Source organism: Paenibacillus bouchesdurhonensis (assembly GCF_900155685.1).
Classification (GTDB): domain Bacteria; phylum Bacillota; class Bacilli; order Paenibacillales; family Paenibacillaceae; genus Fontibacillus; species Fontibacillus bouchesdurhonensis.
On record NZ_LT732548.1, the window covers coordinates 4,422,567 to 4,437,553 of the forward strand.

Annotated in this window: 15 protein-coding genes and 1 riboswitch; of the genes, 4 read left to right on the forward strand and 11 right to left on the reverse strand. The window is 50.9% G+C overall.

Features of this window, described 5'->3' with window-relative positions; genetic code table 11:
* Window positions 1-4: 4 nt before the first annotated feature.
* From CZ379_RS24210 to pyk, 3 genes are all read right to left on the reverse strand, one after another.
* Entirely contained in the window at window positions 5-952 is a 948-nt protein-coding gene (locus tag CZ379_RS24210; RefSeq protein ID WP_110934547.1) for an EamA family transporter, read from the reverse strand.
* An 80-nt stretch (window positions 953-1,032) separates the two neighbouring features.
* Window positions 1,033-1,145, reverse strand: a riboswitch (purine riboswitch).
* Window positions 1,146-1,224: 79 nt separating this feature from the next.
* The gene (locus tag CZ379_RS24215) at window positions 1,225-3,396 is read right to left on the reverse strand and encodes a glycoside hydrolase family 88/105 protein (protein ID WP_199925756.1); all 2,172 of its coding nucleotides are present in this window, start codon (window positions 3,394-3,396) and stop codon (window positions 1,225-1,227) included.
* Between the two features lie 193 nt (window positions 3,397-3,589).
* Window positions 3,590-5,029: a pyruvate kinase gene (gene pyk / locus CZ379_RS24220; protein ID WP_110933956.1), complete on the reverse strand. Its 1,440-nt coding sequence runs from the start codon at window positions 5,027-5,029 to the stop codon at window positions 3,590-3,592.
* Between the two features lie 209 nt (window positions 5,030-5,238).
* Here pyk and CZ379_RS24225 point away from each other — a divergent pair, with 209 nt between their 5' ends.
* Together CZ379_RS24225 and CZ379_RS24230 are read left to right on the forward strand one after the other, a co-directional pair.
* Window positions 5,239-5,793 carry a sigma-70 family RNA polymerase sigma factor gene (locus CZ379_RS24225; RefSeq protein WP_110933957.1) on the forward strand — a complete coding sequence of 185 codons (555 nt, stop codon included), beginning with the start codon at window positions 5,239-5,241 and terminating at the stop codon, window positions 5,791-5,793.
* The gene (locus tag CZ379_RS24230; protein ID WP_110933958.1) at window positions 5,780-7,075 is read left to right on the forward strand and encodes a DUF4179 domain-containing protein; all 1,296 of its coding nucleotides are present in this window, start codon (window positions 5,780-5,782) and stop codon (window positions 7,073-7,075) included. Before CZ379_RS24225 ends, CZ379_RS24230 begins: the two co-directional genes overlap by 14 nt.
* A 193-nt stretch (window positions 7,076-7,268) precedes the next feature.
* On the opposite strand, the gene CZ379_RS24235 is transcribed toward CZ379_RS24230, so the two are convergent.
* Window positions 7,269-8,309, reverse strand: a complete 1,041-nt coding sequence (locus CZ379_RS24235; RefSeq protein ID WP_110933959.1) for a Gfo/Idh/MocA family protein — start codon at window positions 8,307-8,309, stop codon at window positions 7,269-7,271.
* Window positions 8,310-8,413: 104 nt separating this feature from the next.
* On the reverse strand, window positions 8,414-9,310 hold the full coding sequence (locus CZ379_RS24240; protein WP_110933960.1) for a sugar phosphate isomerase/epimerase family protein: 897 nt from the start codon (window positions 9,308-9,310) through the stop codon (window positions 8,414-8,416).
* A gap of 128 nt (window positions 9,311-9,438) precedes the next feature.
* Here CZ379_RS24240 and CZ379_RS24245 point away from each other — a divergent pair, with 128 nt between their 5' ends.
* Window positions 9,439-10,344: a helix-turn-helix domain-containing protein gene (locus CZ379_RS24245; RefSeq protein WP_110933961.1), complete on the forward strand. Its 906-nt coding sequence runs from the start codon at window positions 9,439-9,441 to the stop codon at window positions 10,342-10,344.
* A gap of 113 nt (window positions 10,345-10,457) precedes the next feature.
* On the opposite strand, the gene CZ379_RS24250 is transcribed toward CZ379_RS24245, so the two are convergent.
* Both CZ379_RS24250 and CZ379_RS24255 read right to left on the reverse strand, forming a co-directional pair.
* Window positions 10,458-10,676: a hypothetical protein gene (locus tag CZ379_RS24250; protein WP_110933962.1), complete on the reverse strand. Its 219-nt coding sequence runs from the start codon at window positions 10,674-10,676 to the stop codon at window positions 10,458-10,460.
* Window positions 10,628-10,969, reverse strand: a complete 342-nt coding sequence (locus CZ379_RS24255; protein WP_110933963.1) for a DUF1492 domain-containing protein — start codon at window positions 10,967-10,969, stop codon at window positions 10,628-10,630. Before CZ379_RS24255 ends, CZ379_RS24250 begins: the two co-directional genes overlap by 49 nt.
* A gap of 184 nt (window positions 10,970-11,153) precedes the next feature.
* Between CZ379_RS24255 and CZ379_RS24260 the strand changes: the two genes are divergently transcribed.
* Window positions 11,154-11,366, forward strand: coding sequence for a hypothetical protein (locus CZ379_RS24260; protein ID WP_110933964.1), 213 nt, complete (start codon window positions 11,154-11,156; stop codon window positions 11,364-11,366).
* 430 nt (window positions 11,367-11,796) lie between these two features.
* Here the strand turns inward: CZ379_RS24260 and thiE are convergent, their stop codons facing one another.
* Genes thiE through tenA form a run of 4 tightly spaced genes read right to left on the reverse strand, consistent with a single transcriptional unit; the run spans window position 11,797 to window position 14,873 of the window.
* Window positions 11,797-12,483: a thiamine phosphate synthase gene (thiE, locus tag CZ379_RS24265; RefSeq protein ID WP_110933965.1), complete on the reverse strand. Its 687-nt coding sequence runs from the start codon at window positions 12,481-12,483 to the stop codon at window positions 11,797-11,799.
* A complete protein-coding gene (gene thiD / locus CZ379_RS24270) occupies window positions 12,483-13,292 on the reverse strand; it encodes a bifunctional hydroxymethylpyrimidine kinase/phosphomethylpyrimidine kinase (protein WP_110933966.1) in 810 nt (269 codons plus the stop codon). Before thiD ends, thiE begins: the two co-directional genes overlap by 1 nt.
* Window positions 13,289-14,134: a hydroxyethylthiazole kinase gene (gene thiM / locus CZ379_RS24275; RefSeq protein WP_110933967.1), complete on the reverse strand. Its 846-nt coding sequence runs from the start codon at window positions 14,132-14,134 to the stop codon at window positions 13,289-13,291. Before thiM ends, thiD begins: the two co-directional genes overlap by 4 nt.
* A 49-nt stretch (window positions 14,135-14,183) precedes the next feature.
* Window positions 14,184-14,873 carry a thiaminase II gene (gene tenA / locus CZ379_RS24280; protein ID WP_110933968.1) on the reverse strand — a complete coding sequence of 230 codons (690 nt, stop codon included), beginning with the start codon at window positions 14,871-14,873 and terminating at the stop codon, window positions 14,184-14,186.
* Window positions 14,874-14,987: the final 114 nt, after the last annotated feature.

A 14,987-nucleotide genomic window follows, 5' to 3' on the forward strand; every position in this document is an offset into this window, starting at 1 on the left:
GGAATTAACTCGAATACTCTACTGTTCTTGCCCTCCTCTTATGAAGCTCTGGGAGCATGACTCCGAGCAGGACGATAATAACGCCTCCCCATTGCAGCGGTGTCACCTGCTCATGAAGAACAAACGATGAGAGCAACACGGCGACAGGAAGTTCCGCCGCTCCCAAAATGCCTGCCATCCCCTCACCGATATGAGGAACGCCAACCGCGAACAAGACTGGAGGTATAAATGCCCCGAACAAGCCCAGCAGGAAACCAAATAATAGCAGCTGACTCCACAGCATACCGTTAAATAAAAATTGCGGTGGAAATAGAATAAATACCAGCACGAGTCCGCCTGTAATCATCCAAGCGCTGCGATAGGCCGGATGAATCGCCGGTAACGCTTTGCCGCTAAACAGAATAAATAAAGTGTAGCTCACAGCCGACAACAGTCCAAGGGCAATGCCGATCATTGGAAAGTTCCCATCCCTTTGCTCCATAAGCCCTGCTGCGAACAACGTACCTCCGAGCAGAAGTCCGAGCGTTATTAGGGTAATCCCATTTGGGCGTTGCCGTTTGCTAACGGCTTGAACCAGCACACTGATCCACGTAAACTGAAACAGCAGCACAATTGCTAGCGATGCGGGAATATAACGCAGTGAGTGATAATAGAGCAAGCCGGTAATGGCAGTCGGTGTTCCGGCTAACATTAACAGAAATCTATGCTTCCAGCTTAGCCTTGCCGAGCGATTCGAGGATGCCTTCGTTAGCGCATTTACGCTCTTCTCTTCTTTGCGACGTTCCTTCCAACCGGTATATATAGCCAATAGCCAAGCTAGGATACACCCCGTCAACAGCTGCGTACCCACCACTTCGCCTAGCTGATAGCCTTGCCCATATGCGAGGACAACAATGGTCGACAGCACACCATAGCTGCTCGCTCCAATTAACACGGATAATAAATATTTCATTTTCATTTCCTTACAGTTCCTCCTCGAAATAAACAAACTAGGCCAAAAACGCAAAAAATCCTAACTACGAAATAAGAATAAGTTACCATTCTCATTCTCGTAGTTAGGAAGATACGGCTTCCAGTAGAAACCCCCGCTCCGTTATATTACTATAGCTCCGCGAGGTTATACGAAGAAATATGCGATTCAATCAAAACACATATTACATGACAAGTAAGCTATCTGTCAATCCCTCAGATTATTACGTAACATTTCCCCACTCTTTGCTTTTCTTACATACTCGGTTTGAATTCCCGCAACCATTCAGTTAATCGCAGCAATTCAATTCCCGCAAGCATAACAATTCCGATACCATGCGTATCGTTCAGTTGTGGAAGCAGATCATGCTTATAATAATGGCTGGAATGCGAGTATCCCGACCCCCGACATACACCATGCAGGTTCCCTTTCGCATCAATGCTATGGCGGGTCAAGCCTTCCCAAGCACGAACAGCGCTATTTGTGTATGCGGTTCGGTTCGTTAACCATCCATTCCGGATGCCGCGCGCATAAGCGTAGATGAACATCGCGGTGCAGGAGGTCTCTAAGTAAGCATCAGGCTCATTAATGACCTGGCGCCATAAGCCTTCTTCACTTTGATGGACGAGATATCCAGCGCTAAGTGTCCGAAACATCTCCAGCAATTGCTCCCGATGCGGATGCTGCTTCGGCAAGACCGTCAACAGCTCGGATAAGGAGAACAGCACCCAGCCATTGCCCCTCCCCCATGGGACTCCTGTCGCCAATCCTTGCTCAAAGTCGTAAACATGAGACATCAGCTTCTCCTCAGGGATGAATAAATACTTTCTAAATAGCAGAAACTGTCTGGCGGCATCATCAATATACTGCTCATCCCCTGTTAATCGATAATATCGGCATAGAAAAGGAACACTCATATACAGATCATCTGCCCACATAGTATGCTCATCCTGGAAATGCTTGCGATAAAAAGCTCCATCGGGCAATCTCTCCTGAACATCCCTAATATAATTCCCGATTTCGCATGCCAGTGATTCCACACCTGTCATTTCGAGATTGTCCCGATATACCTCAAGCATGGTCGACCCGAATGAGCCGCAATCATCCAGACTGTCGATATCTGCAATAGATTGATTAATCCCTGTGGCCTTATATTGCTTATAATCCCATTGTGTATATGGATACCACTTCACGGTCTGCGCGACATGCGCCGCCGCATAAGCAACAAGATCTGGCCGGGACAGTTCCCTTCCTGTCTCCACCAAGCCGTACAGCGTCACACCTACAGGGTAATTCCATTTCCCGAACAACGGAGCTTCCAAGTACGGACGTATCCATGTTCCAGGCAAATCAACACGCCAATATGTTCCTTCCCCACCGTCTGCATGAACCCGGGACAGATCTGTCAGATCACCGAGATCAGGGATGCACTCCTCAGCAAATGGGCCTAAAAACAACCAGGCTCCCAAGTACCCCTGAACAGCGACTGGAGGCATAAACGGAACAACTTCATCTCCCAACCCTACTGTTACTTTTGTTCCCCATGACGGGCCAAGCGTATCACGAATCATCAATTGATGCGGCCCAAATGACAATTCCACAGTAACTCCAAATTCTCCGGCTTGTTCGGAATGATATATCGCTGTACCATCAATCCAAATTGTTGTAGGGCCGAAACTATGTCCAGTAATCCGGTAAGCCTGAGCTTCCACCCCGTTAGCGTGAAACTGCGTCCATGCGAAGGCGCTTTGCCCCTTGGCTGCACCAAACAGCCGCTCCATTGGCGTCAAAAGATACTGCTCTTTAGTCCAATCGGGACGTGGACACCATTCCAATATTCCATCAAATTCAGTTTGCCCCGCACGCGGCAGCTCTGCCACCGCTCTAGCCAGCGGCTTACTAAACAGCCAGCCTTCCTGGCCGCTTCTCTCTTTAGAAGCTACGATGGCATTGAAAATCACCCACTTGCTGCTCGTAGTACCAAAGTGTCCACCGAATCCGGCGCGCGTCTTCGTAAATTTAAGCACGATATCATTCCAGCCTGCTCTTAGTATAGAACGGCATTCCCGGTTCACTTTTGGACGTTCCTCTTGAGGCTGCGAACGGTAAATACTGCGGCCGTTCACGAACACCTCCATCGGCCCCCATGCCGTAGCAAGCCAGGTCATTTCTGTTTCCGGCTCATCGCTCCAAACCATGCTCCATGCGTAGGATACTTGCCCTACTTCCGCCTCGGGAAACCGTTCTGCCAAATCGAAGACATATCGAAAGTCATTCGCGCGCTGAATACCTTCCCGATTAAAAGCGCGATAACTGAACGGCTCCGCTGGATGATCAGCTACATAGCGATTTGCAAGCGATCGCAATGCAGCTTTAATATCGGTTCCTGTTTTGTCATAAATACTGTTCTCATGTTGTTTTAACATCGTACTCATTCTCCTAATTCAGCTGGACTGCCACGCTGGCAGCCTGCTTTTGAATTTGTCAAACCCTGTACAGAGGTCAAATTCCGACAAGTAAACCTTTATCGAAATCGTAGCATAGGCTGATGTACGCGTGAATGAGAATGATGCCCGAATGTATTCAATTTTTACTGAAAAAGAGTATTGAGAGGATCAATTACGATATAAAAATCCCCCTAGCCTCCACCTGCTGAATCTGGATCAGATTCGTCGTTCCCGCCTGTCCAAGCGGTAATCCTGCAGACAGTACGACGGTATCGCCAAGGCCCACATATCCTGTCTTTAATGCCCGCCGGATCGCCTTATCAAACATTTCATCCGTAGTCGATACCTGTTCGCCTTGGAAGGGAAAGACGCCGGAGAGCAAACAGATCGCAGACAGCACGTGCCGATCATGGGTAATCGCCAAAATTGGCGCCTTCGGCCGATATTTCGATACCATGCGAGCGGTAAAGCCGCTCTCAGTTGAAGTGATGATCGCTTTAGCCTCAAGTTCCAGTGAAGCGCTCACCACCCCTTGGCTGATAACCTCGGTAATATTGGTTACATGCTGGACTCTTTTTCGATTAAATTGCTCCCGATAGTCGATGGTAGACTCGGCCTGTTGCGCCACTCTAGCCATGGTCTGAACGGACGGTATCGGATATTTGCCGGCAGCGGATTCCCCAGAGAGCATGACGACATCCGCCCCTTGGATCACTGCATTGTAAACATCGCTGACTTCAGCACGCGTTGGCCGCGGATTGACCTGCATCGATTCCAGCATATGCGTTGCAACGATGACCGGCTTGCCGGCCAGATTGCATTTATCGATCATTTCTTTCTGCATCGCCGGGACATTTTCGACAGGAACCTCCACACCCAGATCTCCCCGGGCCACCATAATACCGTCCGAAGCCTCGATAATGTCGTCGAGTTCCCGAACGCCTTCATCGTTCTCAATTTTAGAAATAATCTGCACATGCCCGGCACCCCGCTCCTCCAGAAGCCGCCGGACTTCGCGAATGTCATCCCCCTTGCGTACAAACGATACTGCGATCATTTCGATCCCCTGTTCCAGACCGAAGTCGATATGACGAATATCCCGTTCGGTTACACCCGGAAGCGTCGTCCGGATTCCCGGTAAATTTACGCCCTTGCGAGGTTTAAGCGTGCCGCCGCTCTTGATATGACAGCGAATCTCCGTACCCTCAACCTCAATGACATCTAGCTCAATCAGGCCGTCATCGATTAAGATGCGATCATTTTTCTTCACCACCGCAGGCATTTCGGCATAATTGACGGAAATCCGGCGCGAATCGCCTTCTATATTTTCAGTCGTCAAGATCAGCTCCTCGCCCGCCTTTAATTGGCTGGACGCCTCCTTCAGCTTGCCGATTCGTACCTCGGGCCCCTTAATATCCATCATGACCGGAATATATGCATCGACCTCCTTCGCAGCCTCACGAAGGCGGCTGATCCGCTCTGCATGCTCCTCTGGCTCCCCGTGAGCCATATTCAGGCGTCCCACCGTCATTCCGGCTTTGATCATTTCTTTTAAAATTTCTACTGTGTCGCAAGCCGGCCCAAGTGTACAAATGATTTTTGTCCGCAGCATGAAATTCCTCCTCGATTTGAAATTGCTTAACAAGACTCCTTATGAAGAACAGTGTTCCCTGGAAGGATTCGCCTTATGTCGCATCTCAAAAATAACTAACCGTAGATGATATACTTTGAACTAGCTAAGCTAATCAAATAGCGAAATATTTTTGAATAAATGAACTTTTCCTATGGGTTGCGACTCTTATAGGGGAGTGAGGTGAAGCAATGAATGCGGTTCGATACGTGAAAAAAGCAAAAAGGGGAAATAAAGATGCGCTCCTTCAATTGATTCTGGCCGAGAAAGACAGCTATTACAGGCTGGCGCTCACCTATATGGGCAATTCGCATGACGCGATGGATGCCATGGAAGAGATGATCGTAAAATTATACGAGAATATCGGCCAGCTCAACAAGGAGGAAGCCTTCTACAGTTGGAGCAAGACTATTCTAGCGAACTGCTGCAAAGCCTTGCTTCGCAAAAGGGATAAGCTGGTGCTGATAGACGATGTCAGCAGGGACGGCGATCTGGCCGCGGATTATGATCCCCAGTTCGGCGACCCTTATCGACGCAGCGATCAGCAGATAGATATCCAGAAGCTGCTGCTCCATTTGAACGAGCAGCAGCAAGAAGCGATTCAATTGAAGTATTGGCATGACTTCGATTACCAAACGATCGCGGAGATCACGAATGTACCTATAGGTACCGTGAAATCCCGGATTTTTCAAGGACTGAAGAAGCTCAGAGAACTCTACGGGGAGGATATGTATGAATCACGTTGAAAAACGATTAGCGGAAGAGAAAATGCGTATAGATTCCGTAACTGCACCCGAGGAGTTGGAGACACGATTAAGAGATGCGCTGAACAAGACGGATTCTCAAAGAACGAAAAGACGGATTCCCTCGGTCTGGAAGGCTGCGGCGGTCGCTTTGTTCTTCCTCGTGGTCTTCGGGTATCATTACAATGCCTTCGCTTATTACGGCAAGAAGCTGCTTGGATTCGATGAGTTAATTGGCGGTTCACAGCTGCAGGAACTCAATGAGCAAGGCATGGGGCAAATCGTTGATAAAAAGACGAACCTAAGCGATGGAACGGAACTCACGATTAACGGCATCATGACAGATGCAAACCAACTGATCATGTACTATACCCTGACGAATCCCGAGGGCATTGAGGATAACGGCATCGACCTGTTCCGGCCATCGAAATTCACCGGCTTCTTAACGAACTCCAACCTAGAGAGCGGCACGTCGTTGCAAAATGAGGAACAGACGGAGGTGAAGGGAACGATGTCCTTTCAGCCCGTGAGCCCTTTTGCCAAGAAGCTGAACTTGCATTATTGGGATCGGACGGAAAATAACCAACTCATCGAACACACCATCTCCTTCCCCTATGATCCAAACCAGGCGATGCAGACCGAGGTGAGGAAGTCGCTCCGCAAGACGGTAAAAGTCGACAAAGGCACGTTAAACTTTCAATCCATTACCGCCACGCCAACGATGACCATGATCGAAGGCTCGCTAAACGTCGATAACTTCGATCGCCTTCCTTCCGCATTAAGCGGAATAGAGCTAATTGCGAACGGCACGCCTGTAGAATTGATAGGAAGCGGACATGGATCTTCCCTGGGCGGCAGAAAGTTCGATCTTCGTTACGGGGCACTGCCCAAGCCTTTGACATCCCTGGAGCTCGTTATGAAAGAGTTTGTCGGCTACCAGCAGTTGGATCAGAGACTGCCTCTCTCTTCGGCTGGCAACGAGCCTTTCTCTCTGGATGGCAAAAAACTTTGGGTGAAAAAAGCAGCCGTCACGTCCCAAGGCGTGGAGATTACAATCGCTACGGATGACGATATCCTGCTTGATGGCGTATCTATTGAAACGCAGAACGAGACAACTGCTCTAAAAACGACCGTAAATCAAATCGAAACCAAGCTGGACGATGGGGGAATTTTGAAGGAGCGCACTTTACTGTTCGATACTTCAGTCATGCCGGAATACTTGCATATCAAAGGGATACATTATATGAAGGCATACAATAAAGTGATTGAAATCCCTGTGAAGTAGAAGAGATATATTCGTGAAGCAAGATACGCAATAAATTATCATCCGCCGCTTTTGGCGGATTTTTCTTTAGTGCGGAATAAGGAAGTTCCAGTCTTTCACAACATGAAAAGGAGAGAGCAACGCTGCCCCCTCCTAATAAAAAAACCGTCGATAGCTTGTTTCCTTTACATATCAGCTTTTCCTTTATCCGACCTTATCCGAGCATAACCTTCCGACCACTCTTCGCACTCTCGATCGCACCGAGTACCATGGCCATGCTGTGGATGTTATCGCGGCTGTCAGTCTCGGCTGGACGGCCCTCCTTGAGGGCCTGGAACATTTCGTCCAGACAACCCTCATGCCCTGGCTTGCCGCTCCAATTCAGAGGCACTTCAATCCGCACCATATCGCGAATGAACTTCTTCTCCGCCGCATCGTCAGCCGCCAGTTCGCTAGCCAGTACTTCCGCATAAGGCGCATGAATCCCGTCCCAAATGGCCGTTCCCTTCTCGCCGACGATCCGCCAATCGCCCTCCCAGGACGTGGGAACGCCTTCTGCACACCAGGAGCCGCGGTAGCTGAATACGGAGCCGTCCGACATTTCATAGATACAAACAGCGGATGCATTCCCTTTGTACCACGATCCCGGGGGATTAAATTCATGGCAGTAGACCGACACCGGGTCTGCGCCGACGATGAACCGAGCTTGGTCAAAGGTATGGATCGCCATGTCCAGAATCAGCGGACTCTCCATCACATCGCGGAACCCGCCGAAATGCGGCCCAAGGAAAAAATCTGCATTGATCATGCCGAGCCTGCCGATTGTGCCGGATGATATCAGCTCGCGAAGCCCGCGGATATTGACATCGTACCGGCGGTTCTGCATAACCGACAACGACCTGCCCGTGGCATCCGCCGTTTCGATGATCTTCCTCGCTTCCCGCATCGTAGCCGCCATCGGCTTTTCGCCAAAGACATGGCAGCCATGCTTCATGGCTGTCGTACTGATCTCATAATGGCTGTCAGGAATCGTCACGTCGATAACTAAGTCCGCCCCCGTATCGACAATGGCCTGCTCCAGCCCGGTGTATACGCCGCATTCCAGTCCATATGCATCCCGTACTTTCTCAGCCTGGCCAATATAGACATCAACAAGGCCAACAATCACGGCATCATCCCGCTTCAGCAGCTCCTTGATCCACACGTTCGACATTTCGCCGCAGCCGGCAACCACAATCCTATGCTGCTTACTCATTCTCTCCACCACCTCTTGCAGCTATATAAAGTTTCACACTCTTGCAAGACATAAAGTCTGAAATTTCAACCTATTTCAACCTATATAGTTGCGTCTATCCAACCTTACAGCGGGTTCGGCACGAAGGCTCCGCCGCGGCACTGCTTCAAGTAATTCAGCGCATGCACCTGCCCGGTCATCTCCAGTTCATCGCGATAAACCGGGTCATGCCAGCCTTCGATATCGATCGTTCCCTTGTACCCCGCTTGACGTAAAATCGTAATAATATCCGTCCAGTTCGTGTCGCCAAATCCCGGCGTCCGGTGCCAGACAAATTCCTTCGGCCCGTGGATGCCGTATTCCTTTACGATATCCCAAGCGATCGTCGCGTCCTTGCCATGAACATGGAACACCTTGTCCACCCATTTCCGAAGCTGCGGAATCGGATCGATCAGGCTGACCATCTGATGGCAGGGCTCCCATTCGAGTCCGAGATTATCGGCCGGAACCTCGTTGAACATCATCTCCCAAGCCTGTGGATTGTGAGCGATATTCCAGTCTCCCTTCCACCAGGTACCGCCCATGTCGCAGTTCTCGAACGCGATCCGTACGCCCCGATCAGCCGCACGCTTGGCCAGTTCTCCGAACACTTCCTTGAAGCGCGGCAGCGATTCATCGATCGGACGATCCGTCAGGCGTCCGGTGAAGCCGCTGACGATATCCGCCCCGAACAGATGCGCATGGTCGATGGCCCGCTCCCAGCTAGCCAACGTATCCGCATTGTCCCCTTCGCCTGTCAGCGGGTTGCCGAATACGCCGATGCTGGAGATGACTACGCCATGCTCATCGGTCATTTTGCGCACCTGCTTGGCAAGCTCCGCCAAATCGATGCCGCCCGTCGTTTGCCAAAAGGTCAGGCTAAAGGACTCAAAGCCATGCGGCAAAATTTGCGGAATGACCCGCACCGCATCCTGTCCGCCTACCAGTGTGCCTATACGTAACAAATGATTGCCGTGTTGCATTTGCCAACCACTCCTATATTGAGTATATTGTGAAGCATAAACCCATTGTATAGCACTTGCTTGATTATATCTCTATACAATCTTGTGCTTTTTCAGTTCAATATTGCGCTAGAGGAGCTGTGGCTGAAATGACGCAACCCCAGGAATTGCGGGAGCATACGTATTTTAACGATCCATCCTATCCCTTTAATATATTTCGTCTTTGCCAGGAGCAGCAGCAGAAGGGCACCCCTTCATTCCATTTGCATTGGCATGATCATTTCGAGATTCTGCTTGTATCCAGGGGAAAGGCCGTATTCTATATTGACAGCAACCCCTATGAAGCACAGGCCGGCGATATCATCATCGTTCCCTCTGGCGCTCTACATGCGGGTTATGCAGCAGACGACAGCGCGCTGGAATATTGCGCCATCGTGTTTAACGTGGCGCTGCTCCGGCATGGCAAAGCCCCCGACCCGAAGCATGCACTCTATATAACGCCCTACTTGGACGGGGCTCTGCTTTTTCCTGTCAAGCTCAGTCATCAAGACACGGCAACTCTGCGGTTCAAGCATATTCTGGAGGAGATCATCAGCGAATTCGAAGGCAAGCAGCCCGGATACGAGCTAATGGTCAAGAGCCTGCTGTACATGCTGTTTACCCTGCTGTCCCGCCGTTTCATGCCCGGGGAACAGCAGGGGCGGGCGAATCTGGCCCATACGCGCAATGCGGATCGCTTCAAGCAACTGCTGCTCCATATCGATGCGCATTATACGGAGCCGATTACCGTGACCAAGGCGGCAGCGATGATGAATCTCAACCCGTATCATTTTTGCAAAATATTCAAGAAAACCACCGGCTCCACATTCATCGAATACGTCAATTTCATTCGCATCAACGAGGCGATGAGGCTGCTTGGCAGCAGCGATCTCACCATTACGGAAATCGCCGAGCAGATCGGATGCGGCAACCCGAATTATTTCACCAAGCTGTTTAAGCAATATAAAGGCATCACGCCTTCCCAGTGGCGGAAGGAGTATGGGGGATCCTACTAATAAAGGAAAATCCGGCCCGGCGTTTACAACCGCTGCCCGGCATATTTTTTAACGAGTAACTTTATCTGCAGTGAAAATAGAAAAAGAGGCAAACCCCAGCTCCAGGGATTTGCCTACTCCTTCTGCTCCTTAATCAACTCCAAAAACTCTAATATAATATCCGAAACGGCATCTTCCTCCGACGTGTGAATAAACTTGCTTACCCTGAGTATGTCCCCTTTGTAGAGCTCAATGAGCTTAAGAGTGGATTCAACATCATTCTGTCTCGCTTTATAGAGCAGGTTCAAGAACTCATCATCCGGGACAATTCTTTGATCATCTTTCGTTTCCATTTGTTCACCCCTTGCTGACTCATGTTCAACTCACGGGCAACCTCCTGCTCTGTCTTGTCTTGAATATAGATTTTGAAGATAATAGATCTGCCCGTATCCGACGGGAGGGCATTGATCAGCTGCCTTACAACGATTTTATTATCAGAAGATGAGGCGAAACTGGTTGTGGCAGGTTCCATTCCACCAAACGAACACTCCCGCTTCCGCACGACTTTTGCTCGATACTGAATCCGCCAGGCGATCCGATAGACTTCTTTCCGATATTGCTCGTACACGGTTTGTTGTTGTTCCAAAGCTACCTCCCCCTTTCAATTTCATCTTCTACCTTTAGGGAAAAATTCTTATAAATTTAACAACTAAAAAATCAACTCATTTATTGAAATTATAACATTTTTTTCTATATTCCAGGTTGTAATTCCCTCTCTTTAATTTCTCTATAGTAGTGAAAGGAGATTTAGCAGAAAGGAGGGAGCGGTGATGCAGGTTGCTGATATGGTTACTCTGATCACGAACGTCGGTTTTCCCGTTACTCTAAGCTTTATTCTAATCAAATACGTGCTGCAAACGATGGGCGATAAGCTGGATAAAATGGACGACACGATACATCTCTTAAGCCAGCAGGTAAAAAGCATAGAAGCTCACAAGGAAGCTACAAAAGCTGCAGATCAAGCTGACACGAAAGCTAAATGAGGCAAACAGCATATGAATCAGAATTAGATCAACGAATCTGCTGCACGGAGGCAATCCCTATCCAGCATCGCTCCAGTCGGGTTGCTTCCTTACCTTTCATCTTGCCTATAACCTTCTTAATCTTTAAAAATGTCATAGGATATCGGCGGCCATATGGTTGTACCGAAAAAAAGGGCATCTGTTTAGATAGCTTATGCGCGTATAGAATAAATCATTACTCCAATATATACGGGTTAAAAGATTAAACGTATATTTCCAGTTTTTGTTTCTAAGACTTAGTTCCCGAATTATCATGACGTGGATATCATCACCAGATGATTTCATGGCGAACAGGAGGTAAGCCGCAATCCATAACATCGAGCAGCATGTCAATACAGAGACAGGCCGCAGATTCCTATACGAATCTGCGGCCTGCTTCGCGGTACTGCTCTCAACCTTTTTCACTTCTGAAATCTTTCTGCTTCTGAACCGCCTGTTCGACGAGCGACTTCACGGCCTCACGCACGTTATCCGCCCGCGTGACTGCGGAGATGACGGCTATGCCGTCCGCACCTGCTCGGATCACTTCACCGGCACGCGAGGCCGTAATTCCTCCAATTCCGACGATCGGCAATTTAATCCCTTGCTCCCGCATCTCCTTGATCATCCGGGTGCCCTGCACCGGGCGTGCATCATCCTTGGAGATGGTCGGGTAAATCGGGCCGACGCCGATGTAGTCGGCGCCATGCACAAGCGCCGTCCGCGCTTCCTTGACCGTATGCGCGGACACGCCGAGGATGCGGTTGCCGATTCGGGCGCGAACAGCACCCGCAGATTCATCGTCCTGCCCGACGTGAATGCCATCCGCCCCGATCCGGGCGGCGAGCTCCACGTCATCGTTGACGATGAACGGCACCCCGGCGCGTCGGCAAGCCGCCTGCAGCTCCAGCGCGAGCGCCAGCTTGGCCTCCCCGGTTAATGCACCAGGCCCCTTCTCGCGGAACTGGATCATCGTTGCGCCTCCGCTCAACGCCTCCTCCACGACGCGAAGCGGCTCCTCATGGCAGTTCACACTGCCGATGACGAGATACATCCGCAAGTAGCGGCGCATTTGTTCTGGAGAGATGCTGCCGCTCATCAGCCCTTCTCCCTTCTGCGGCGATAAGCCCAATGGTTCGTTGGGCCATGCCCCCCGCCCAGCGCCAGGCTGTCCTCGATCGCCGCCTGAATATACGCCCGAGCCGTCTGCACCGCCTCCAGCACCGTTAACCCCTTCGCCAATCCGGCAGCAATCGCGGCGGAATAAGTGCAGCCCGTTCCATGCGTATGCACGGTATGAATCCGGCGGCCCGTAAGCTCCAAGAATGAGTCGCCGTCATAGAGCAGATCCACAACCTGCTCGCCGCCTTCATCGTGCCCGCCCTTAATCACGGCGACTGCCGGGCCGTAAGCACAAATGCGCTTCGCCGCCTCGCGCCGATCCTCCATCGAGCGGATGCTTATCCCGGCCAAGGCCTCCGCTTCCGGGATATTCGGCGTGATGATGAGCGCAAGCGGAAGCAGTCGCTCTTTCAGTGCCTTCACGGCCTCTGGCAGCAGCAAGTCCGCTCCGCCCTTGGCGATCATCACCGGATCGACGACGACATTGCGCCAGCCGTGCTCTCGTATGCGGCCAGCCACCGCATCAATAATATCGGCGCTGAACAGCATCCCCGTCTTCAAAGCGTCCACGCCAAGATCAGTACTGACCGCGTCGATCTGCTCTGCGGCGGCTTCCGGCGGCAGCGGATATACGCCCTGAACCCCCAGCGTATTCTGCACTGTGATGGCCGTAATCGCCGACATGCCGAAGACGTCCAACTCTTGGAACGTCTTGAGGTCAGCCTGTATGCCCGCTCCTCCGCCGCTATCCGAACCAGCAATCGTAAGCGCTCTGGCTATACTCATGTCAACGCCTCCCCGGTGGCGGACAACTGTATTTCACGCACAGCCGCATGCCCCTTGAGCGAATGCGGGTGCAGCTTGGCGAGCTCATCAAGAAAAGCGATCTGGAAGCTGCCTGGGCCGATGCCGGATGTACGCTCGGCTGCACGGGAGGCAGCCGCACCGTAGAAGGCCAGCCCAGCCGTGCCCGCCAACAGCAAATCTTTCTCCACCGCGGCAAAAGCGCCCAACACCGATGTCAGCAAGCAGCCCGCGCCTGTTACCTGAGTGAGCAGCGCGTCTCCCCCGCTAATTACCCGGCATAGGCTGCCATCCGTAATGACATCTTCCTTTCCCGTAATGGCTACGGTCGCATTCAGCTCGCGGGCTGCACGCAGTCCAAGCTGGACATTGCCAGTGCCTGCGCTGTCTCCGGCATCAACGCCTTTGATCTCGCGCGCTTCGCCGATAAGATTCGCAATCTCCGCCGCATTCCCGCGCACCAGCGATACCTTCACCTCGCGGAGGATTCGCAGCGCCGACTCCGTGCGGAACTTCGTTGCTCCCGCGCCGACCGGATCGAGCAATACAGGCACGCCATGCTTGTTCGCGGATAATCCGGCGATGATCATCGCCTCTACATGCGCGGTCGATAAGGTGCCGATATTAAGCACGAGCGCCCCGGCGATTTTAGCCATATCCGCTACTTCCTCGGGAGCGTAGGCCATAACGGGCGATGCTCCCAGCGCATGCAGCCCGTTTGCCGTAAAATTAGTAACTACCACATTGGTTATATTATGAATGAGCGGTTTGGATCTCTGAACTTTCGTAAGAAGAGATGTAATATCATGTTCAAGCGTACTCATTATGAACCTGCCTCACTTTTTTATTAGGATGATAGAGTCGATCAGTTTCTTACAAGGCATACTCCACAGGCTTCATCGGAACCGGCCAATCCTGTACATTGTAGGCCATATCCCAGAACATGTACTCCAGCTGGCAGCTGAGCAAATAATGCTCCGTCATCTTACGACGCTCAAGCTCGGTCGTGATTTCCGCCCACTTGTCCAGACGCTCACAGAACTTGGCGGTTGTATTCGTGCGTGTCGCATAGAAATGAATCCATTCATAGAATGGATGAGCTTCTGTCGGCTGAACTTCCTTCATCAACTTCTCACCAATCTCCAGATAAGTCCACGGACACGGCAGCAGCACAGCCATGATTTCAGCTAAGCTTCCTTCATGCGCGACAGTCAGCATATGGCGGATATAATGGTGTGCTCCCGGTGCCAGCGCAAAGCCCTGCATTTGATCATAAGTAACACCGGCGACCGAACAGAAGTTATTATGCGGATGGACTTCACTGTTGAGAATAAATGAAATTTGCTGATTAAACATCTCAATCTCGTCCCGATCCGAGCATTTGGATATAGCAATGCCGTAAATTCGCATGTAGGCCGTAAGATACTCATGATCCTGTTTGACATAATGAATCAACTGCTCCTTCTTCAAATCGCCGTTAGCGATTCCTTTCACAAAAGGGTGTTCAAAAATAGCCTGAAAAATTCCGTCCGCCTTCTGACGGAGCTCCTGCGTAAAACTCATTGTTCTCCACCTCCAAAAATAATGTGAACATGATCAGGAAGCCATTAGGGATGACCCACGATAAAAGCATGCGCCGGCCAATCGCTACTTGCTGCGAAACAGTCGGCATACACC